Source organism: Streptomyces sp. NPDC043427 (genome assembly GCF_056436655.1).
Genome location: NZ_JBWKCC010000023.1, coordinates 63,017 through 83,055, shown reverse-complemented (window position 1 = coordinate 83,055; position 20,039 = coordinate 63,017). Strand labels below are relative to the sequence as shown.

The window sequence follows — 20,039 nt, the reverse complement described above, 5'->3', positions numbered from 1 at the left end:
CGGAAGGTGGGCATCATCGAGGGCCGACCGAGTGGGTGTCCAAGAACGCGGCGATCCGCCCGGCGAACCACTCCGGGTCGTCCAGCCACGGGTAGTGCCCCGCACCGGGCTGCACCGCGAACTCGGCGTTCGGGAAGACGTCGGCGATCCGGCGGGCGAGGTCGGGCCGGGGGCCTCCGTCGAGTTCGCCCGCGAGGACGAGCACGGGGGCGGTGACGCGGGTGAGGCCGGCGCGGGTCGCGGGCGGGTCGTAGGCGCCGGCGGAGCCGTACACGTCATGGGCGGCGTCGTTGAACTGCTCGTCGGCGCGCGCGTCGTGCTCGCGGGCGGCGTCGTCCCAGCGGCCGTAGAAGAACGGCGCGAAGGCCGGGTCGAAGTCGCCGTCCTCCCGCAGCCACGCCTCGAACGCGGGGAACGCGTCCTCGAACCACGGCTCGCCCTTGCGCAGGCGGGCCGCGTGCAGCCGGTCCTCGGTCGTCACCGACAGCCCCAGCGCCCGGGGGATGACCGTGACGAGCACCAGCCGCGCCACCCGCTGTGGATACCGCGCCGCGTACAGCAGCCCGAGGTTGCCGCCCGCGGAGTGCGCGAGCACGTCCATCCGCTCCAGCCCGAGATGGACGCGCAGCGCCTCCACGTCGTCGACCAGCCGGTCGCAGCGGTACGTCGCCGGATCCGCCGGCACCGCGGAGTCACCAGTGCCCCGCAGGTCGAGGCGGACCAGCCTGTGGTGGGCCGAGAGCCCGCCCAGTTCCCCGAGGTAGGCGGAGGCCTGCATGGGCCCTCCGGGCAGGACGACGAGGGGCGCGCCCTCACCCCGGACGTGGTAGGCGAGTGCGGTCCCGTCGGGTGCGCTGAACGTCGGCATGGCGCCGATCATCGACGAACGCCGCGACCCTCGCAATCGAGTAACCGCGACGCGTCCGAGAAAGTCCCGCTGGTCCTCTTGCCTCGGCCCCGGCGGCCTGGATTACTGATCACCGGCGCCTCGACCGAATGGTCGGTCGACCGGATGGCGCGGTGGGTGAAGGAGACGGCCTCATGGCGGACGCGAGGGATCTGGACTCCGGGGAGCGGCTCGACCTGGCGGAACTGCGCGCGCTGCAACTGCAGCGGCTGCGCGCCTCGTTGCGGCACGCGTACGCCAACGTGCCGTTCTACCGGGCGTCGTTCGACAAGGCCGGCATCCATCCCGACGACTGCCGCACCCTGGACGACCTGGCCCGCTTCCCCTTCACCACCAAGGCGGACCTGCGCGAGAACTACCCCTACGGGATGTTCGCGGTCCCCCGGGAGCGGGTCCGCCGGATTCACGCGTCGAGCGGGACGACCGGGCGTCCCACGGTCGTCGGGTACACGGAGGCCGACCTGTCGATGTGGGCCGACATGGTGGCCCGTTCGATTCGCGCGGCGGGCGGCCGGCCCGGGGACACGGTGCACGTGGCGTACGGCTACGGCCTGTTCACCGGCGGCCTGGGCGCCCACTACGGCGCCGAACGCCTCGGCTGTACGGTCGTCCCCGCGTCCGGCGGAATGACGGCCCGCCAGGTGCAGCTGATCCAGGATCTGAAGCCCGGCATCATCATGGTGACCCCCTCCTACATGCTCACCCTGCTCGACGAGTTCGAGCGACAGGGCGTCGATCCGCGCGGCACCTCGCTGCGTGTGGGCGTCTTCGGCGCGGAGCCGTGGACCGAGCGGATGCGCGAGGAGATCGAGGAGCGGTTCGCCATCGACGCGGTCGACATATACGGCCTGTCGGAGGTGATCGGTCCGGGCGTCGCCCAGGAGTGCGTGGAGACGAAGGACGGGCTGCACATCTGGGAGGACCACTTCTTCCCGGAGGTCGTCGACCCGATCACCGGGGAGGTGCTGCCCGAGGGCGAGGAGGGGGAACTGGTCTTCACCTCGCTCACCAAGGAGGCCATGCCGGTCGTCCGTTACCGGACCCGCGACCTGACACGCCTACTGCCGGGCACGGCGCGGGTCTTCCGGCGGATGCGGAAGGTCACCGGCCGCAGCGACGACATGGTGATCCTTCGCGGTGTGAACCTCTTCCCCACCCAGATCGAGGAGATCGTGCTGCGCACCCCGGGCGTGGCCCCCCACTTCCAACTCCGCCTCACCCGCGAGGCCCGCCTCGACACCCTCACCGTCCGCGCGGAGGCCCGCCCGGACGCCCCCGCCGAGACCCGCGACGCGGCCGCCCGCGCCATCGCGGCGGCCGTGAAGGACGGCATCGGTGTCTCGGTCGGCGTCGAGATCGTCGAACCGGAGTCCCTGGAGCGGTCGGTGGGCAAGATCAGGCGGATCGTGGACGAGCGCCCCCGGCAGTCATGACCCGAACCGGTCCCGCAGCTCGCGCTTGAGGATCTTTCCGCTCGCGTTGCGGGGCAGCTCGTCCACGAAGACGACCCGCTTCGGTGCCTTGAAGGCGGCGAGCTTCTCGCGCGCGTGGCCGATCAGTTCGGCTTCCGTCACCTCGCCGCGGGGGACGACGACCGCTGTGACGGACTCGATCCACTTCTCGTCGGGGAGACCGATGACGGCGACCTCGGCGACGGATGCGTGGGTGTAGAGGGCGTCCTCGACCTGGCGTGAGGCGACCAGGACGCCGCCGGAGTTGATGACGTCCTTGACGCGGTCGACGATGGTGAAGTACCCGTGCGCGTCGCGGACCGCGAGGTCGCCGGAGTGGAACCAGCCGTCGCGGAAGGCCTCGGCGGTCTCCTCGGGCTTGTCCCAGTACCCCTCGCAGAGCTGCGGGGAGCGGTAGACGATCTCGCCGGGGGTGCCGTCGGGGACGTCCTCGCCGTTCTCGTCGACGACCCGGGCGTCCACGAACAGGACGGTGCGGCCGCAGGAGTCCATGCGGCCCTTGTGCTCGTCGGGGGCGAGGACCGTCGCGAGCGGGCCGATCTCGCTCTGGCCGAAGCAGTTGTAGAAGCCGAGCTTCGGCAGCCGCTCCCGCAGCCGTTCGAGGACCGGCACCGGCATGATCGACGCGCCGTAGTACGCCTTGCGCAGACCGCTCAGGTCACGTGTCGTGAAGTCGGGACGGTTCGACAGGCCGATCCACACGGTCGGCGGGGCGAAGAGGCTGTCCACGCGGTCCGCCTCGATCAGGTCGAACAGCCGGTCGCCGTCGGGCGCGTCGAGGATGATGTTCGTGGCGCCGACGGCGAGGTAGGGCAGCAGGAACACGTGCATCTGCGCCGAGTGGTACAGCGGCAGCGCGTGCGCGGGACGGTCGCCCGCGCTCAGGTCGAGTGCCGTGATCGCGCTCAGGTACTCGTGGACCAGCGACCGGTGCGTCATCATCGCGCCCTTGGGCAGGGCCGTCGTTCCCGAGGTGTAGAGCAGCTGCACCAGGTCCTCGCCGCGCGGCTCGGGTCCGTCGTACGGCGGGGTGGCGGCCAGCCGCGCCAGCAGCGAGTCGTCGGCGTCGCGCAGCGGCATCGTACGGACGCCGTCGGGGAGCCGCGCGGCGAGGTCCGGGTCGGTCAGGACCAGCGTGCTCCCCGACTGGCCGACGATGTACGCGAGGTCGTCGCCGGTGAGGTTCTGGTTGACCGGCACATGGATGAGGCCCGCGCGGGCGCAGGCGAGGAAGCCGATGAGGTAGGCGTCGGAGTTGTGGCCGTAGGCGCCGACCCGGTCGCCGGGGGTGAGTCCCTGGGCGAGCAGCAGGCTCGCCGCACGCGAGACGGCGTCGTCGAGTTCCTCGTAGGTCCAGGAGCGGTCGCGGTGCTCGACCGCGACGCGCGCCGGGGTGCGGCGGGCGCTGCGGCGCAGCACCCCGTCAACCGTACTGCCGTGTCCAGGCGTCATGACACATGATCCTCGGTCGGCCGAAGAGCGAGGTCAAGCAACCGGGCCGAGGGCACATACCCGCTGGTACGCTCAACCACCCCTTCCCCAAACGACGTTGGGAGGCACGATGCGCACCCGCTTCAGACGCCTCGTCGTCACGGCCGTCGCCCTGCTGACCGCCACGGCCACACTGCCCGCGGCCGCGGCCTCAGCCGAGCGGCAGGACCAGCGACAGGAACGTCCCGCGCACGGCGGACTGTCCGCCGTCATCCGCTACACCGAGTACGGCATCCCGCACATCGTCGCCCGCGACTACGCGGACCTCGGCTTCGGCACCGGCTGGGCGCAGGCCGCCGACCAGGTGTGCGCGCTCGCCGACGGTTTCGTGACCGTGCGCGGCGAACGGTCGCGCTTCTTCGGGCCCGACGCGGCGCCCGACTTCTCGCTCTCGTCCGCGACGAAGAACCTCTCCAGCGACCTGTACTTCCGCGGGGTGCGGGAGGCGGGCACGGTGGAACGGCTGTTCGCCGAACCCGCGCCGGCCGGGCCGAGCCCGGCGTCGAAGGATCTTATGCGCGGTTTTGCCGCCGGGTACAACGCCTGGTTGCGGCAGCGCCGGATCACCGATCCGGCCTGTGCGGGCGCCGCCTGGGTACGCCCCGTCACGGCCACCGACGTCGCCGCGCGCACCTACGCACTGGCCGTGCTCGGCGGTCAGGGCAGGGGCGTGGACGGCATCACGGCCGCGCAGCCGCCCACGGCGACGGTCGCGGAGGGGCCGGATGCCGGCAAGACCGCCCGGGCCGCCCGCGAGCTGCTGGCCGCGGACAGCTCCGACATGGGGTCCAACGCGGTCGCCTTCGGTGGCACCACCACGGCGAACGGTCGCGGGCTGCTGCTCGGCAACCCGCACTACCCGTGGCAGGGCGGCCGCCGCTTCTGGCAGATGCAGCAGACCATCCCGGGGAGGCTCAACGTGTCGGGCGGCGCGCTGCTCGGCACGGCGACGGTGTCCATCGGCCACAACGACCGCGTGGCCTGGAGCCACACCGTCGCCACCGGCGTCACCCTCACCCTCCACCAGCTGACACTGGATCCGTCCGACCCGACCGTCCATCTGGTCGACGGCACACCGGAACGGATGACCCGTCGGACCGTCACCGTCCCCGTGAAGGACGGCACGTCGGTGACACGTACCCAGTGGTGGACGCGCTACGGCCCGGTGGTCACCTCACTCGGGGCCACCCTGCCCCTCCCCTGGACGAACACGACGGCCTACGCGCTCAACGACCCCAACGTGAAGAACCTCCGCGCCTCCGACACCTCCCTGGGCTTCGCCACCGCCCGGGGCACGGACGGTGTCCTGGGCTCCCTGCGCCGCACGCAGGGCCTGCCGTGGGTCAACACCGTCGCCGCCGACGCGCGCGGCCACACGCTGTTCACCCAGTCCCAGGTGCTTCCCCGCGTCACCGACGAGCTGGCCCAGCGCTGCTCCACACCGCTCGGCAAGGCCACCTACCCCTCCTCGGGACTGGCCGTCCTGGACGGCTCACGCGGGGACTGCGCACTCGGCAGCGACGCCGACGCCGTACAGCCGGGGATTTTCGGGCCCACGAAGATGCCGGTGCTCCGGGACACGCCGTACGCGGAGAACTCCAACGACAGCGCCTGGCTGGCCAACGCGGAACGGCCGCTGACGGGGTACGAGCGGATCTTCGGCACGATCGGTACCGCGCGCTCCCTGCGGACGCGGGGTGCCCTCGAGGACGTGGCGGCGCTGGCCCGGCGCGGTGGTCTGACCGTACGGGACCTCCAGGCGCAGCAGTACGCCAACCGCGTGCCGGCGGGCGACCTGGTCGCCGCGGACGCGGCGAAGGCGTGCGCGGCCCTGCCGGGAGGTACGGCAACGGGCAGCGACGGCAAGGCGGTTGACGTGCGCGAGGCGTGCGGGGTGCTCGCGGGCTGGGACCGCACGGCGAACACCGACAGTCGGGGCGCCCTGTTCTTCGACCGCTTCTGGCGCAGACTGCCCGCCTCGCAGCTGTGGCGGGTGCCGTTCTCGGCCGCGGACCCCGTGCACACCCCGAACACGCTCGACACCACCGCCCCCGCCTTCGCCACGGCTCTCGCGGACGCGGTCGCCGAACTGCGTGCGGCGGGCATCCCCCTCGACGCCCCGCTCGGCGCTCACCAGTTCGTCGTGCGGAACGGGACGCGCATCCCCGTCCCGGGCGGCACGGAGTCGCTCGGCGTATGGAACAAGGTCGAGCCCGTGTGGAACGCGGCGGGCGGCGGCTACCCGGAGGTGACGACCGGCTCCAGCTATGTCCAGGCCGTCGGTTTCGACGGCGGTCGCTGCCCGGTGGCCCGTACGGTGCTGACGTACTCCCAGTCCTCGAACCCGAACTCGCCCCACTACAGCGACCAGACCCGGTTGTTCTCGACCGGGAGGTGGGTGACGTCCCGGTTCTGCGAGAGGGACATCCTGTCGTCCCCGGCGCTGCGGGTGGTCCGGGTGCGCTCGTAGAGGGGGCGTCGGCCCGCCGTCTCGAGGGCGGCGGGCCGCGGGATGTGCCGGCCCGGCGTCACAGGGCGCGCTGGTGGCCTTCCCAGTACGGCTCGCGCAGGCGTCGCTTGTACAGCTTGCCGTTGGGGTCGCGGGGCATTTCCGGGGTGAAGTCGATGCTCTTCGGGCGTTTGTAGCCGGCGAGGTGTTCGGCGCAGTGGTCGAGGAGGGCGGTGGCGAGGGCGGGGCCGGGTTCGTGGCCGGGGGCGGGTTCGACGACGGCCTTGACCTCCTCGCCCCAGTCGTCGTGCGGGATGCCGAAGGCGGCGGCGTCGGCGACGGCGGGGTGGGAGAGGAGGGCGGACTCGATCTCCGCCGGGTAGATGTTCACGCCACCGGAGATGATCATGTCGATCTTGCGGTCGCGGAGGAAGAGGTAGCCGTCCTCGTCGAGGAGGCCCAGGTCGCCGACGGTGAAGAAGTCGCCGATGCGGTTCTTCTTCGTCTTCGCCTCGTCCTTGTGGTAGGCGAATCCGCCGGTCGTCATCCTCATGTAGACCGTGCCGAGTTCGCCGGGCGGAAGACGGTCGCCGTCGTCGTCGAAGATCGCCAACTCGCTGATGGGCCAGGCCTTTCCGACCGTGCCGGGTTTCTTCAGCCAGTCCTCGGCCGTCGCGAAGGCGCCGCCACCCTCGCTGGCCGCGTAGTACTCCTCCACGCAGGGGCCCCACCAGTCGAGCATGGCCCGCTTCACGTGGTCGGGGCAGGGGGCGGCGCCGTGGATGGCGTGGCGCATGGACGTCACGTCGTATCGCGCCTTGATGTCGTCCGGCAGCGCCAGCAGGCGGTGGAACTGGGTCGGGACCATGTGGGTGTGCGTGCACTTGTGGGCGTCGATGAGCCGGAGCATCTCCTCGGGCGTCCATTTGTCCATCAGGGCCAGGCGGTGGCCTATGTGCAGGGACGCGCCCGCGAACTGGAGGACGGCCGTGTGGTAGAGCGGCGAGCAGACCAGGTGCACGTTGCCGTCGAACGGCTTGATGCCGAAGATGCCGAGGAAGCCCCCGAGGTAGGCCTCCTCGGGGAGCTTGCCGGGCAGCGGGCGCCGGATGCCGCGGGGCCGGCCGGTGGTGCCCGAGGTGTAGTTCATGACCCAGCCGAGGGTGCGGTCGGCGGGCGCGGACTCCGGCTGCCCGTCGAGGAGTTGCGCGTACGGAAGGAAGCCCTCGACCGTGCCGACCGCGTACCGGTGGGTGGTCGGCAGGCCTGCCTCGTCTGCGGCTCGGCGGGCGGCGCCGGCGAAGCGTTCGTGGGCGAGCAGCACCTTGGCGCCGGAGTCGGAGACGATCCAGGCGATCTCGGGCCCTACGAGGTGGTGGTTGACGGGGACGAGGTAGAACCCGGCCTGGGTGGCTGCGAGGTAGGCGGTCAGGAACTCGACACCGTTGGGCAGGACGACGGCGAAGGCGTCACCGCGTTCGAGTCCGGCGGCGCGCAGGCCGTGGACGAGCCGGTTGGCGGCGGCGTGCAGGCGTCCGGCGGTCCACGGTTCGCCGTCGGGGGCGACCAGGACCGTGCGTTCGGGGTCCTGCGTGGCCTGGGCCCAAAAGCCGGCGGGGGGTGTGCTCGTGCTGGTCACTGGCCGCTCCTTCCGGCGATGCGGTTGACGCGGTCGACGGCTCGCTCGAAACCTCGGGTGAGGTCGTCGAAGACGGCCTGGACACTGCGTTCGCTGTTCATCCGGCCGACGATCTGGCCGACGGGGGTGCCGAGCAGCGGCTCGACCTCGTACTTCTGGATGCGGGACACGGCCTCCGCTACGAGCAGTCCCTGCAGGGGCATGGGGAGGGTGCCGGGGCCGTCCGGGCCGTCCCAGGCGTCGGTCCACTCGGTGCGCAGCTGACGGGCGGGCTTCCCGGTGAGGGCACGGGAGCGCACGGTGTCGCCGGAGCCGGCGGCGAGCAGCTTGCGGGTCAGGGCCGGCGAGTGCAGGTCGGCCTCGGTGGTGGTGAGCCAGACGGAGCCGAGCCAGACGCCTTGGGCGCCGAGGGCGAGGGCGGCGGCGACCTGCTGTCCGCTGCCGATGCCGCCCGCGGCCAGGACCGGCAGCGGGTCAACGGCCTCGACGACCTCGGGGGTGAGCACCATGGAGGCGATCTCGCCCGTATGCCCGCCGGCCTCGTACCCCTGTGCCACGACGATGTCGATGCCGGCGTCCTGGTGCTTGCGGGCGTGCCGGGCGCTGCCGGCCAGGGCGGCGACGAGGATGCCCTGGTCGTGGGCGCGGGCCACGACGTCGGCGGGGGGTGAGCCGAGGGCGTTGGCGAGCAGCCGGATCGGGTAGTCGAAGGCGACGTCGAGCTGGGTGCGGGCGACCTGCTCCATCCAGCCGGTGATACGCCATCCCGACGCCTCGCCCTCGGCGAGCTCGGGTACGCCGTGCTTGGCGAGGGTGTCCCGGACGAACTCCCGGTGCGGCTCGGGAATCATCGCCTCGACATCGGCCTCCGTCAGTGTTTGATTGTTCGGGGCCTCGACCTTTTTGGCGGGCATGACGACGTCGAGGCCGTACGGCCGCCCGTCGACGTGTGCCTCGATCCAGTCGAGGTCACGTTTGAGCTCGTCCGGGGCGGTGTAGCGGACCGCGCCGAGCACTCCGAAGCCGCCGGCCCGGCTGATGGCCGCGGCGACGGCGGGGAACGGCGTGAAGCCGAAGACGGCGTGCTCGATTCCGAGTTGGTTGCTCAGCTCCGTCTGCATGGGCGCAGGATGCCGCAGCCGTCCGGACGACGGAAGAGGTTTTCTGATAGACCGTCAGATTTCTTGGTAGGGGGCCTCGGCCGGCCTTGCCGCGGGACCTCAGTCGGCTTCCAGCACCGCCATCGCCGCGTTGTGCCCCGGCACTCCGCTCACGCCTCCCCCGCGCACCGCCCCCGCCCCGCACAGCAGCACGTTCGCGTGCCGGGTCTCCACGCCCCAACGGCCCGTGCCTTCCTCGGCGTACGGCCAGGACAGGTCGCGGTGGAAGATGTTGCCGCCGGGCAGCCGCAGGTCGCGTTCCAGGTCCAGCGGGCTCTTCGCCTCGATGCAGGGGCGGCCCTCGGCGTCGGTGGCGAGGCAGTCGGCGAGGGGTTCGGCGAGGTGGGCGTCGAGCTGGGCGAGGGTCAGCTTCAGCAGTTCCTCGCGTACGGCGTCATTGTCCTGCGCGAAGAGGCGGGCGGGCGTGTGCAGGCCGAACAACGTCAGCGTCTGGTGGCCCTGTTCGACCAGCTCCGGGCCGAGGATCGTCGGGTCGGTGAGTGAGTGGCAGTAGATCTCCGAGGGCGGGGCGGCGGGCAGTTCGCCGACGGCGGCCTGGGCGTGGGCGGTGGCGAGCTGGTCGTAGCCCTCGGCGATGTGGAAGGTGCCGGCGAAGGCCTCGCGCGGGTCGACGGAGGTGTCCCGCAGTCTGGGCAGCCGCTTGAGCAGCATGTTCACCTTCAGCTGTGCGCCCTCGGCGGGCGTGGGCGGTGCGTCGCCGGTGAGGGCCGCGAGGTGCTGCGGCGAGGCGTTCACCAGGACGTGCCGGGCGGTGACGGTGCCCTCGGCGTCGGCGGTCCGGTAGGCGACCTCGGCGGTCGTGCCGTCCGTGTCGATCCGTACGGCCTCGTGTCCGGTGGCAAGGACGGCGCCCGCGGCGCGGGCCGCGTCGGCCAGAGCGTCGGTCAGGGCGCCCATGCCGCCGACGGGGACGTCCCAGGCGCCGGTGCCGCCGCCGATGACGTGGTATAGGAAGCAGCGGTTCTGCTTGAGGGAGGTGTCGTGGGCGTCGGCGAAGGTGCCGATGAGGGCGTCGGTGAGGACCACGCCCCGGACCAGGTCGTCGCTGAAGCGCTCCTCGATCGCGACGCCGATCGGTTCCTCGAAGAGCACCCGCCAGGTGTCCTCGTCGTCGATGCGGCGGCGCAGCTCGTCCCGGGTGGGCAGCGGCTCGGTGAGCGTGGGGAACACCCGTTGGGCGACACGGCCCGTCTGGGCGTAGAAGCGCTGCCAGGCCGCGTACTCGCACTCGTCGCCGGTCAGCCGGGCGAACGCCTCGCGGGTGCGCCGTTCGCCGCCGCCCACGAGAAGTCCGGTGGGCCTGCCCGCGCGCTCGACGGGGGTGTACGAGGAGATCGTGCGGCCGCGGACGCGGAAGTCCAGGCCCAGGTCCCGCACGATCTTCTTCGGCAGCAGGCTGACCAGGTACGAGTACCGCGACAGTCGGGCGTCGACGCCGGTGAAGGGGCGGGTGGAGACGGCGGCGCCCCCGGTGTGGTCCAGCCGCTCCAGCACCAGCACGGACCGTCCGGCCCGGGTGAGGTAGGCGGCGGCGACGAGGCCGTTGTGGCCGCCGCCGACGATGACGGCGTCGTAAGCGCGGTGTCCCTCGAGTGCAGGCATGGTTCTTCGTAACACGGGGTGATCTCGATCGGCCAGAGACAGGCCCGGCGGACGGCGGCGGATCCGGCGTTCCCGCCCGCCACGCCGAGCGGCCCGTGTTGACTGTCCGGGTGACGAGCGAACTCCCCGAACCCACCCAGACCGCCGCGCTGCTGGTCAACCGGCGTGGACAGTACCTTCTCCATCTGCGTGACGCGCACAAGCCCATCTGCGACCCGGGGACCTGGTCCCTGCCCGGAGGCGCGCGGGAGGGGACCGAGACACCCGCGGAGGCGATCGCCCGCGAGTTGCTGGAGGAGACCGGGCTCCGCATCGAAGGGCTCGTCCCCTACACGGTCTTCCAGAACGACATCACGGTGTTCCTGGGCCGCTGGGACGGCGATCCCTCGCGGCTGCCGGTGACCGAGGGCATCATGTTCGCCTTCTTCGACGCCGCGACCACCGCACAGCTGACCATGGCGCCCTGGGCGGCGGAGGTCATCGCCCGGCACCGGGCCGACGCTGCGGTGCCCGCTCCCGCGTCTTTCGTCGGCAGTGGTGGGCAGACCGTGCCAAACGTCCTCGGTGTGCACCTGTATCTGGAGCGCGACGGCAAGGTGCTGCTCGGGCTGCGCCACCCCGACTCGGCCTTCGCGCCGCTGGAGCACCACTTCCTGGCCGGTCACTGCGAGCAGGAGTCGGCCGTCGCCTGTCTGATCCGGGAGGCGAAGGAGGAGGCGGGCCTGGTCCTGGACGCCCGCGACGTCGAGTTCGCGCACGCCGTCCATCTGTCCCAGGGCCCGGGCACACGGCCGCGGATCCAGCTCGTCTTCAGGGCCCGGCGCTGGCAGGGCGAGCCACGTGTGATGGAGCCGGACAAGTGCGTCGGCTGGGACTGGTGGCCCGCCGACGCGCTGCCGGAGCCGACGGTGGCGTACACCCGGGCGGCGATCGAGGGGATCCGCTGCGGGCGGCCGTATACCGAGATGGGCTGGGACTGGGGCTGGGACTGAGCCGGGACCTCTGACGCGCGCTCCGCCAGAGCCCGGGTGCGTACGCCGGCCCCGGGCGGGGACCGTGCTCCGGGCCGAGGATCACGTTCCGGGCCAGGGACCGCGCTCCGGTGCCCCGTGTGCCCCCTCAGCCCCCTTCAGCCCCCTCCGCAGCCCGCTGTCTGCGGGCCGCGACCTTGCGGTACAGGTCGACCGCTTCCGCGCCGCGGCCGAGTTGTTCCAGGCAGTGGGCCTCGTCGTTGCGGCTGGAGAGGGTGTCGGGGTGGTCGGGGCCGAGGACGCGTTCGCGGGCTGTGGCGACGCGGCGGTACTCGGTGAGGGCGTCAGCCCAGCGGCCCAGCCAGCCGAGGCCGACGGCGACCTCACGTCGGCTGACGAGGGTGTCGGGGTGGTCGGCGCCCAGGACGCGTTCGCGGATCGCGCACACGTCGCGGGACTCGGCGAGGGCCTCCTCCCAGCGGCCGAGGCGGCCGAGGTTGACGCCGAGGCCGTGGCGGGCGCGGAGGGTCTCGGAGTGGGCGGGGCCGTGGACGCGGGTGCGGTCGTCGATCAGTTCGCGGTACAGCCGGAGTGCCTCCGCGCTGCGGCCGAGCCGGCCGAGGCTGATGCCGATCTCGTAGCGGGCGGCGAGGGTGTCCGGGTGGTCGGGGCCCAGGGCCTGGGCACGGGCCGCGGCGACCTCGCGGTAGGTCCGCAGCGCCTCCTGCCAGCGACCCAACTGGCCCAGCGCGTAAGCCACTTCGTAGCGGGTGACCAGCGTGTCCGGGTGTTCGGGGCCCAGGACCCGGGCGCGGGCCGCAGCCACCTCGCACGCCATGCGGTACGACTCCTCGTGGCGGCCGAGCCTGCTGAGGTTGAAGGCGAGGTTGTGCCGGCAGCGCAGAGTGTCGGGGTGGTCGGGCCCCATCAGGTTCTCCCGGGCCGCCAGCACCGACACGTACACCTTGTGGGCGTCCTCGTGGCGGCCCAACTGGCCGAGTACGTAGGCCATTTCCTGGCGGACGGCGAGGGTGTCCGGGTGGTCGGCGCCCAGCGCCCGGATGCGGGCGGCGGCAACGTGCTTGTACTCGCGCAGCGCGTCCGCGGCGCGACCGGTGCGGCTGAGGGTGAAGGCGACCTCGTAGCGGCTGGCGAGGGTGTCGGCGTGGTCGGGGCCGAGGAGGCGCTCGCGTTCGGCGGCGACCGCGCGGTGCACCTCGCCGGCCTCGGCCCAGCGGCCGAGCCGCCCCAGGCTGAGGCCGGCGTTGTGCCGTCCGGCCAGCGTGGTGAGTGTCTGCGGGGGCGGGGCGGTCGGTTCCTCGGGAGTGCCGGGCGGCTGGGCGCTGCCGGTCGGCGGGCGGGGGATCCACTCGCCGGTGAGGCCCGCGCCGGCGTCCGGCGGGGTGGCGGGCAGTCCGGCGCCGATCGCCTTGTGGCCGGTGGTGATGCCCCGTGTCCAGGACGGCAGGCGGGGTTCACGCGCGGCCTGTTCGGGCGGCCGGAAGTCGGGCTGGGGCGTGACCACGGTCGGCACGTACGTCGGTGCCGTACGGCCCAGTCCGATCCTGCGGCCCAGCTCGCGCCCGTCGCGCGGGCGCTCCTCGGGGAGCTTGGCCAGCAGGTCGAGGATGACCTTCTCCAGGTAGACGGGCAGCTCGGAGCGGTGGCTGCGCGGCGGACGGGGCGGGGTGTCGCGGTGGCCGAGGAGGATCGCCCAGGGGTCGTCGAGGTCGAACGGCGGTGCTCCCGTGGCGATCTCGTACAGCACGCACCCGAGCGAGTAGAGGTCGCTGCGCTGATCGACCTCGGTGCCGCTGATCTGCTCCGGTGACATGTAGTGGGGAGTGCCCATGGCGATGCCGGTGCCGGTGAGGCGGGAGGTGAAGCCGATGTCGTGGCCGAGGCGGGCGATGCCGAAGTCGCAGATCTTCACTGTGCCGTCGGTGAGCCGCATGATGTTCGCGGGCTTGAGGTCGCGGTGCACGATGCCCTGCTGGTGCGTGTAGGCGAGGGCGGCGGCGACCTGGTCGGCGATCTCGACGACGTCGGCCACGGGCAGCGGATGGTGCTTGTTGTCCTCCAGGAGCTGGCTGAGGTTGCGGCCCTCCAGCAGCTCCATCACGAGGAACAGGATGCCTTCGGACTCGCCGAAGTCGTGGACGACGGTCACTCCGCGGTGCTGGAGCGCGGCGGCCACCCGGGCCTCGCGCCGGAACCGCTCCCGCAGGACGCGGGTGAACGCCTGGTCGCGCTGCGGTCCGAGCGGCTTGAGGCACTTGACGGCGACCTGTCGGCCCAGCGACTCGTCCCGCGCGCGCCACACCTCGCCCATGCCGCCGCGCCCGATCAGATCGAGCAGCCGGTACCGGCCCTGGATCAGCCTGGTGTCCGCCATCCCCTACCGCCGCCCCGTCACCGTCGCGCCCTCCCCTGGCCGGTCCAGTATGGCGGCCTATCACCCGACTTTGTACGGTGCCGGGCGGGCCTCGGGACCCAGCCGGGCCATGGCGCGCAGGATGTGTTTGGGCGGGAGTTGCCAGCGCAGACGTGCGGGAACGCTGCGCAGCAGGGTGCCCGTGGCACGCAACTGGCGGGTGACGACGGCCGGTTGCGGTGCGGGTCTGCCGTACAGCTCGTGGGCGTACGGCGGCAGGGAGGCGTACGCCAGACGCGCCACGCGCCGCCACATCATCTCGCGCGCCGGGACGAGGAGCGGGTGGATCGGCGGGCGGCGCAGGAAGTCGTCCACCTCGCGCGCCTCGGGTCCGGCGGCGAGTTCGGGGCGTACTTTCTCGAAGTAGGCCTCCATGTCCGCCCGGTCGGCGGGGACGGCGTCGGGGTCGAGGCCCACCAGGCGGGCGCTGACGCGGTGTTCGTCGAGGTAGCGGTCGGCCTGGGCGTCGGTGAGCGGGAACCCGGAGCGGCGCAGCGTGTGCAGGTACGAGTCGATCTCGGCGCAGTGCACCCACAGCAGCAGTTCGGGTTCGTCGACCCCGTACCGCTCCCCCGTGTCGGGGTCGGTCGCCGACAGCATGCTGTGGATCTTCCGCACGCGGGCGCCCGCCTTCTCGGCGGCCTCCGTGGTGCCGTACGTCGTCGTGCCCACGAAGCTCGCCGTGCGCATGAGCCGGCCCCAGGCGTCGCGCCGGAAGTCACTGTTCTGGATGACGCCGCGCACCGCGCGCGGGTGCAGGGCCTGGAGGTAGAGGGCGCGGACACCGGCGACCCACATCATGGGATCTCCATGCGCCTGCCATGTCACTGACCCGGGGCCGAACAGCCCTGGATCATCCGTTCGGTCGCCAGTCATACCGGCAGTGTGACCAGGATCGAAAGTTGACACAAGGCAACGTTCGTGACTGCACTCCTGGCCCGCCGGCACATCGACTCCGCTCTGAGAGTGCTACCCAGCGGCCGGCCACTGGTCATCTTCGTCGACACCGAAGCATGCCGGAGCCACGATCCGAAACAACTCGCCAGCCTGGCCGCCCAGCAGTGCCGCCAGTCCCTGACCTGGGACGCACGCACCCGCCGCACCTTCCCCCGCCACGTCGACAGGGCCCCTTGGCAGCTCGAGGTCGCGAAACCGATCCGAGCACCAACGGGCCCTGTTGCCGCTGCGCCGAGCGCCCCTGCTACATGTTGATCATGTGGCCTGCGAGGGCGTGGACGGCTTCCTTTCCACCGGGGCGGCCGGCTCCCCGCGAGGGGCCGACTCGCTCCCTATCGAACAACCTGTTCACAACTCGACAGCGGCGGCATCCGCCACCGCCTGCCGCAGGGGAGCCAGTTGAGGACGAGGAAGGCGCCCATGTCGTTCACCACGTCGGCAGCGGTCCCCCGGGCATCCGCTTCAGCGCCCCGGCGCCGTGATCTATGCCAGCGCAGCCATCATCGACGGCGGGCCGACGCCCCGTCGGCTTCGTGCACTCCGGCCTCGGCGGCACCGAGCCTGAGGGTGTCGAGGCCGGAGGCGGCGACCGGGCCGTGGCCACCGGGCTTGAGGACGGCATCCGGCTGTGCCGCGTGGGCTGCGCCCCACGCCAGGAGGGATCCCGTCATCTCGTACGGATCGGGTCCGGTGAGGGCCGTCGTGGCCAGGGGCCGGCCTTGCCGTCGCGGTCGACCGCGATCACCAGGGAACGGCCGTCGGGGTGCGGCTCGCGCTGCGATCCCGGGATCCGCTCGGACCACCCCGCCAGAGCGGCCCGCACCTTCGCCGCGCGCAGCACGGGTGCCTGAAGTGCGGCGTCGATGGTCAAGGGCTTGGGTCCGGCGAAGAACCGCATGCGATTCTTCCAGCAGCAACTGCGGCGCAGGAGGTGATACCCGGTGGCGCCGGCTGAGCCCCAGGAGAACCTGCCGGCGTCGGGCTATCCCCCGAGAGCCACAGCCTGGCGCCAGGGATGTGGTGCGTCAGACGCGTTGCCAGGCGTCCAGCAGGGCCAGGGCGTTGTTTACCCCCTGATCGAGGAGCTCCTTGGCGAGTTGACTGTCGGTCAAGGCGCGGGAAAGCTGCAGCGTCCCCGCCATCTGGCCGAGGAGGCTGAGCGCCTTCACACGTGCGGAGGACGGGGCCTCGGGCGCCATGCGGGCGGCAATGCCGTCGATGAGGATCAGTACGCCGTCGGTGTACGCCTGCCTGGTTGTGTCGGTGCAGCGCCCGATCTCGTCGAGCAGAGCGGCGTTGGGGCAGCCGTCGCCAAGGCTGTCACGGTGCTGGGGCGACAGGTATCCGCGCACGATCTGCTCGAGTCCGGCACGGCCAGGCGCAGCCCGCGCGACGACACCCTCGGCCTGCGCCTTCAACTGTTCGGCGATTGCTGTGGTGACGAGGTCGTCTTTGGATTCGAAGTGAGCATAGAAGGCCCCATTGGTCAGCCCCGCGTCCTTCATGAGTGTCGAGACCCCGGAGCCGTCGATGCCGTCTTGCTTGAACCGGCGGCCCGCCGTCTCGATGATCCGCCGCCTCGTCTCCGCCTTGTGCTCTTTTCCGTACCGCATCGCAGACACGCCCCTTCGCCGGCCGGAAGGACCGGTTGCCCTCCACCTACCTCCCCAGCCTATGGTATTGCGAACGTAATCCAAAGAGTCGACAACGGCGCCCACCGGCCGCTTCGTCGCCAGTTGACCTCGCCTGCAAGGGCGACGGGCGAGCGTGGGGCTTTCACAGTGAGGGCAGGCACGACCCCAGCACCTGGACTCGCCCTCATCGGCGAGGCTCATGGCGTCGGCAAGCGGGCCGCCGCCGAGTGGAACATCGTTGCACTCCCTGCTGTCCCGGCCGCCCCTGCGGACCGTGGGCCCTGCCCTGCGGAGTCACACCCGAGGGGCGGGTACCGGGAAGAGCATGCAGCTGCTGGTGGCGTGGGCGAGGAGACGGTCCGCCTCGTCGACCAACTGGGCCTGGGCGAGGGCCGTTTGGCGGCCCTCGCTGACGACCGTGCCGATGGCGCGCACCGGGCCCGTGTCCACGGTGACCCGTCGCAGGAATTTCACCGTCAGGTCGAGCGAGGTGTACGCCATGCCCTGCGGGAGAGTGGACTGGACGGCGCAGCCCGCCGCCGAGTCGAGCAGGGTGGCGAAGATGCCGCCGTGCACGCTGCCGATCGGGTTGTAGTGCTCCTCGCCCGGTGTCATCGAGAAGACCGCCCTGCCGGGCTCCACCTCGTCCAGGGTGAAGTCGACGGTGTGGCTGATCGGTGCCCTCGGCAGCCGGCCCTCCTGCACCTCGCGCAGGAAGTCGATGCCGGCCATGCGTCCGGCGGCCTCCGCCGAGATCGCGGGATCGTCCCAGTGATACGTACGCGTTCGACCCACGGTCCAGCGCCCTTCCCTCTGGCTGTCTGCTGACTTTTCCAAGTGAAGCTAGACTTGTGTTCACCTGACTGTCAATGGCGAAGTCAGGTCCCTTACGATGGCGGGATGGAGTGGCTTGAGGCGAGCACGGAGAACTGCCCCGTCCAGCGCACGCTCGACGTGATCGGGGAGAAATGGACGCTGCTCATCCTGCGTGACGCCGTCAACGGCGTCCGCCGCTTCGACGACTTCCACCGCCACATCGGCCTGTCGGAAGCCGTCCTCAGCGACCGTCTCCGTAAGCTGACCTCGGCCGGCATCCTGAAGACCGTCCCCTATCAGGAGCCCGGCAGCCGCTCCCGCAACGAATACCGCCTGACCCGCAAGGGCTGGGACCTGTGGCCCGTCCTGATGGCGCTCAGCCAGTGGGGCGAGGCATACACCCTCGGCTCCGAGGGTCCTCTACTGGACGTCCGCCACACCGACTGCGACGCACCGGTCCGCGTCGTCGTCGAATGTTCCAAGGAACACTCCACCCTCACCCCCCGCGAAGTCACCGCCCGGCTGGGAACCGGCGCCCGCTCCCGGTCGTGAGCCATCGGCCTCGCGGTCGCGGGCCCGACAGCGGTGTGACATCTGCTGACCGCCGCGCACTGTCGTACACGTTGCGGTGATGCAGCTCCGCGCCCTTGGGCCGACCGGTCGTGCCGGAGGTGTAGAGGACCACCGCGATGTCGTCCTCGTCGCGTTCGAGCGTCCGGAACGTCACCGGCTGCTCGGTGACGACCGCTGCGTACGACTCCGGCGTCCCGTCCCCCGCCCACGGCGCGCCACCGGCCTCGATCAGGAAGAACTCGGTACAGCCCTCGGTGGCCTGGAATCCCTACCATGCGGTCTGCCCGATCGGCAGCTCCGCCGTGCCCCACGCGAAGTACGCCTTCGCGTCGGAGTCGGTGAGGTGGTAGGCGACTTCGCGGGCCCTCAGCAGCACGTTCATCGGTACCACCGCCGCCCCGGCCTTGAGAATGCCGAAGTAGACGCTGGTGAAGTGGGGCAGGTTGGGGCAGGACGGCGCGACCTTGCCACCCGGCTGGATACCGCCGAGATGAGCAGGTTCGCGACCCGGTTGGCCGCGGCGTCGAGAGCGCCGTACGTGATGCGGTCGTCACCGAAGACGATCGCGGTGCGCTCCGGGTACCGGGGCGGGGAATCCGTCAGGATGGGGGTGACACGTTACGACTCGGGCTGTGCATCGTCGTTCTCCTGGCTCTCGGGTGGACGATGGCGTGATGGGCCCCGTCCGGACGAAGCCCGGAGGCGGCACGAAGCCGTCGACTTCCCGGCCCGGCAGCGCGGCGGACTCGACGATGATGAGACCGCCCCGCTCGGGCCCATGGATGTCGACGGGAAGGCTGGACTGCGGCCTTGGCGCCGGCCGCCCGCAACAACGTGAGTACGTCGTCGACGGCTGCGGCGACGACGCGCTGTCGACCGGACGCCACGGATCCTCGGCCCGGACGGCGACCCGAAAGTCGACGATCTTGTTCGCGCGCCGCGGTGCGCGCGCGTAGCTGAAGCCGCCGTCGTGGTCGGCCGTCCCGGCCGTCGCCTGCGGGACCGGGACGAGGTCGTGTGCGTCGCGGACCTGCGCGCCGCCGCGGGCCATGTCGGTGTCCGTCCACCGTCCCGATCGTCCCGGTCCGGCTGGCGCGCGGATCTTGCGCCTGCCGCCCCGGACCGCTCGGTCAGATCTTGGTCTTCTCGCGGACCCAGGCGCCGATCTGTGCGATGGCGGCGTCGGTCTCCGGAATGCGGCCGGCTCCGTAGACGTATGAGTGGGCACACCCCGGCAGACTGAACCCACCGGCAGAATGAGCCACCACGAGCTCCTGGCGCGACGGCGCTCAGCTCACCCGGCGGGCCTCATGCGAAACGCAGGGCCGGGGACGCTCTCGATGTCCTCCGCCTGCACGGCGTGGCCCCGTTCGCAGCGGATCTGGGCGTCGACGTGCGCGCCGCATCCGCGGTGTCGGGCCAGTACGGCCGGGCCCTCCGGGTCGGCGCGGTAGCGGTCGCCCCACTGCAGGAGCCCCATCACGGCCGGGACCAGATCCATGCCCTTGGGCGTGATCACGTACTTCGGCCGGCTCCGCGAGCCCGGTTCCTTGTAGGTCTCGGTGGCCAGGATCCCTTCTCCCACGAGCATCCGGAGCCGCACCGCGAGGAGGTTGCGAGGGCAGCCGAGGACGCGTTCGAAGTCGCTGAAGCGGGACGAGCCGTACCAGACCTCGCGCAGGATCAGGATCGTCCACTTCTCACCCACGACCTCAAGGGTCCTTGCGATCGAGCAGTTCGACGTGTCCCGGTCGAGACGGGGGTCCATGCCAGCACTTTGAAGAGCTTCGGTCCTCGCATCCATGGGGGTGATCCTAACCCTAGCTGAGTTTACTTTTCTATACTCAGTCGGTAGCGTCATGACCAGCACATCAACCCGGCCGGTACGCGAGAAACGGGCGCGCAGGGGGACC

The 20,039-nt window shown here is 71.5% G+C and carries 19 protein-coding genes; 4 read left to right on the top strand and 15 right to left on the bottom strand.

The genetic code is table 11. The annotated features are described in order from the left end of the window. Window positions 1-13 precede the first annotated feature (13 nt). On the bottom strand, window positions 14-868 hold the full coding sequence (locus tag AC067M_RS30620) for an alpha/beta fold hydrolase (RefSeq protein ID WP_478700274.1): 855 nt from the start codon (window positions 866-868) through the stop codon (window positions 14-16). A gap of 173 nt (window positions 869-1,041) precedes the next feature. On the opposite strand from AC067M_RS30620, the gene paaK reads away from it, so the two are divergent. Further along, a complete protein-coding gene (gene paaK / locus AC067M_RS30615) occupies window positions 1,042-2,340 on the top strand; it encodes a phenylacetate--CoA ligase PaaK (protein WP_478700273.1) in 1,299 nt (432 codons plus the stop codon). Here the strand turns inward: paaK and AC067M_RS30610 are convergent. Then, a complete protein-coding gene (locus AC067M_RS30610; RefSeq protein WP_478700272.1) occupies window positions 2,335-3,831 on the bottom strand; it encodes an acyl-CoA synthetase in 1,497 nt (498 codons plus the stop codon). The genes paaK and AC067M_RS30610 overlap by 6 nt on opposite strands. A gap of 109 nt (window positions 3,832-3,940) precedes the next feature. Between AC067M_RS30610 and AC067M_RS30605 the strand changes: the two genes are divergently transcribed. Next, a complete protein-coding gene (locus tag AC067M_RS30605) occupies window positions 3,941-6,340 on the top strand; it encodes a penicillin acylase family protein (protein WP_478700271.1) in 2,400 nt (799 codons plus the stop codon). Between the two features lie 58 nt (window positions 6,341-6,398). Here the strand turns inward: AC067M_RS30605 and AC067M_RS30600 are convergent, their stop codons facing one another. From AC067M_RS30600 to AC067M_RS30590, 3 genes are all read right to left on the bottom strand, one after another. Continuing rightward, entirely contained in the window at window positions 6,399-7,958 is a 1,560-nt protein-coding gene (locus AC067M_RS30600) for an acyl-CoA synthetase (RefSeq protein WP_478700270.1), read from the bottom strand. Continuing rightward, window positions 7,955-9,079: an NAD(P)H-dependent flavin oxidoreductase gene (locus AC067M_RS30595; protein WP_478700269.1), complete on the bottom strand. Its 1,125-nt coding sequence runs from the start codon at window positions 9,077-9,079 to the stop codon at window positions 7,955-7,957. The genes AC067M_RS30600 and AC067M_RS30595 overlap by 4 nt, the downstream gene beginning before the upstream one ends. Window positions 9,080-9,178: 99 nt before the next feature. Next, window positions 9,179-10,741: a phytoene desaturase family protein gene (locus AC067M_RS30590; RefSeq protein WP_478700268.1), complete on the bottom strand. Its 1,563-nt coding sequence runs from the start codon at window positions 10,739-10,741 to the stop codon at window positions 9,179-9,181. Between the two features lie 110 nt (window positions 10,742-10,851). On the opposite strand from AC067M_RS30590, the gene AC067M_RS30585 reads away from it, so the two are divergent. Then, window positions 10,852-11,733, top strand: coding sequence for an NUDIX hydrolase (locus AC067M_RS30585; RefSeq protein WP_478700267.1), 882 nt, complete (start codon window positions 10,852-10,854; stop codon window positions 11,731-11,733). A gap of 127 nt (window positions 11,734-11,860) precedes the next feature. Here AC067M_RS30585 and AC067M_RS30580 read toward each other — a convergent pair whose 3' ends face one another. The 6 genes from AC067M_RS30580 to AC067M_RS30555 all read right to left on the bottom strand — a co-directional run bounded on the left by AC067M_RS30580 (window position 11,861) and on the right by AC067M_RS30555 (window position 17,532). Beyond that, complete coding sequence (locus AC067M_RS30580; RefSeq protein ID WP_478700266.1) at window positions 11,861-14,107, bottom strand: serine/threonine-protein kinase; 2,247 nt, start codon at window positions 14,105-14,107, stop codon at window positions 11,861-11,863. Window positions 14,108-14,167: 60 nt separating this feature from the next. Further along, entirely contained in the window at window positions 14,168-15,022 is an 855-nt protein-coding gene (locus tag AC067M_RS30575) for an oxygenase MpaB family protein (protein WP_478700265.1), read from the bottom strand. 581 nt (window positions 15,023-15,603) lie between these two features. Further along, complete coding sequence (locus tag AC067M_RS30570) at window positions 15,604-15,774, bottom strand: hypothetical protein (protein WP_478700264.1); 171 nt, start codon at window positions 15,772-15,774, stop codon at window positions 15,604-15,606. Next, on the bottom strand, window positions 15,771-16,001 hold the full coding sequence (locus AC067M_RS30565) for a hypothetical protein (protein ID WP_478700263.1): 231 nt from the start codon (window positions 15,999-16,001) through the stop codon (window positions 15,771-15,773). Before AC067M_RS30565 ends, AC067M_RS30570 begins: the two co-directional genes overlap by 4 nt. Window positions 16,002-16,128: 127 nt before the next feature. Continuing rightward, window positions 16,129-16,716: a TetR/AcrR family transcriptional regulator gene (locus AC067M_RS30560; RefSeq protein ID WP_478700262.1), complete on the bottom strand. Its 588-nt coding sequence runs from the start codon at window positions 16,714-16,716 to the stop codon at window positions 16,129-16,131. 315 nt (window positions 16,717-17,031) lie between these two features. Further along, the gene (locus AC067M_RS30555; protein WP_478700261.1) at window positions 17,032-17,532 is read right to left on the bottom strand and encodes a PaaI family thioesterase; all 501 of its coding nucleotides are present in this window, start codon (window positions 17,530-17,532) and stop codon (window positions 17,032-17,034) included. 105 nt (window positions 17,533-17,637) lie between these two features. Here AC067M_RS30555 and AC067M_RS30550 point away from each other — a divergent pair, with 105 nt between their 5' ends. Then, window positions 17,638-18,105 (top strand): winged helix-turn-helix transcriptional regulator, encoded by a 468-nt coding sequence (locus AC067M_RS30550; RefSeq protein ID WP_478700260.1) that lies wholly within the window; start codon window positions 17,638-17,640, stop codon window positions 18,103-18,105. Here AC067M_RS30550 and AC067M_RS30545 read toward each other — a convergent pair. The 4 genes from AC067M_RS30545 to AC067M_RS30530 form a co-directional block, all read right to left on the bottom strand. Continuing rightward, window positions 18,065-18,238 carry an AMP-binding protein gene (locus AC067M_RS30545; protein WP_478700330.1) on the bottom strand — a complete coding sequence of 58 codons (174 nt, stop codon included), beginning with the start codon at window positions 18,236-18,238 and terminating at the stop codon, window positions 18,065-18,067. The genes AC067M_RS30550 and AC067M_RS30545 overlap by 41 nt on opposite strands. A 156-nt stretch (window positions 18,239-18,394) precedes the next feature. Next, complete coding sequence (locus AC067M_RS30540; protein WP_478700329.1) at window positions 18,395-18,568, bottom strand: AMP-binding protein; 174 nt, start codon at window positions 18,566-18,568, stop codon at window positions 18,395-18,397. A 688-nt stretch (window positions 18,569-19,256) separates the two neighbouring features. Further along, a complete protein-coding gene (locus AC067M_RS30535) occupies window positions 19,257-19,391 on the bottom strand; it encodes a hypothetical protein (protein ID WP_478700259.1) in 135 nt (44 codons plus the stop codon). 29 nt (window positions 19,392-19,420) lie between these two features. Further along, on the bottom strand, window positions 19,421-19,894 hold the full coding sequence (locus AC067M_RS30530) for a winged helix-turn-helix transcriptional regulator (protein ID WP_478700258.1): 474 nt from the start codon (window positions 19,892-19,894) through the stop codon (window positions 19,421-19,423). Between the last annotated feature and the right edge of the window lie 145 nt (window positions 19,895-20,039).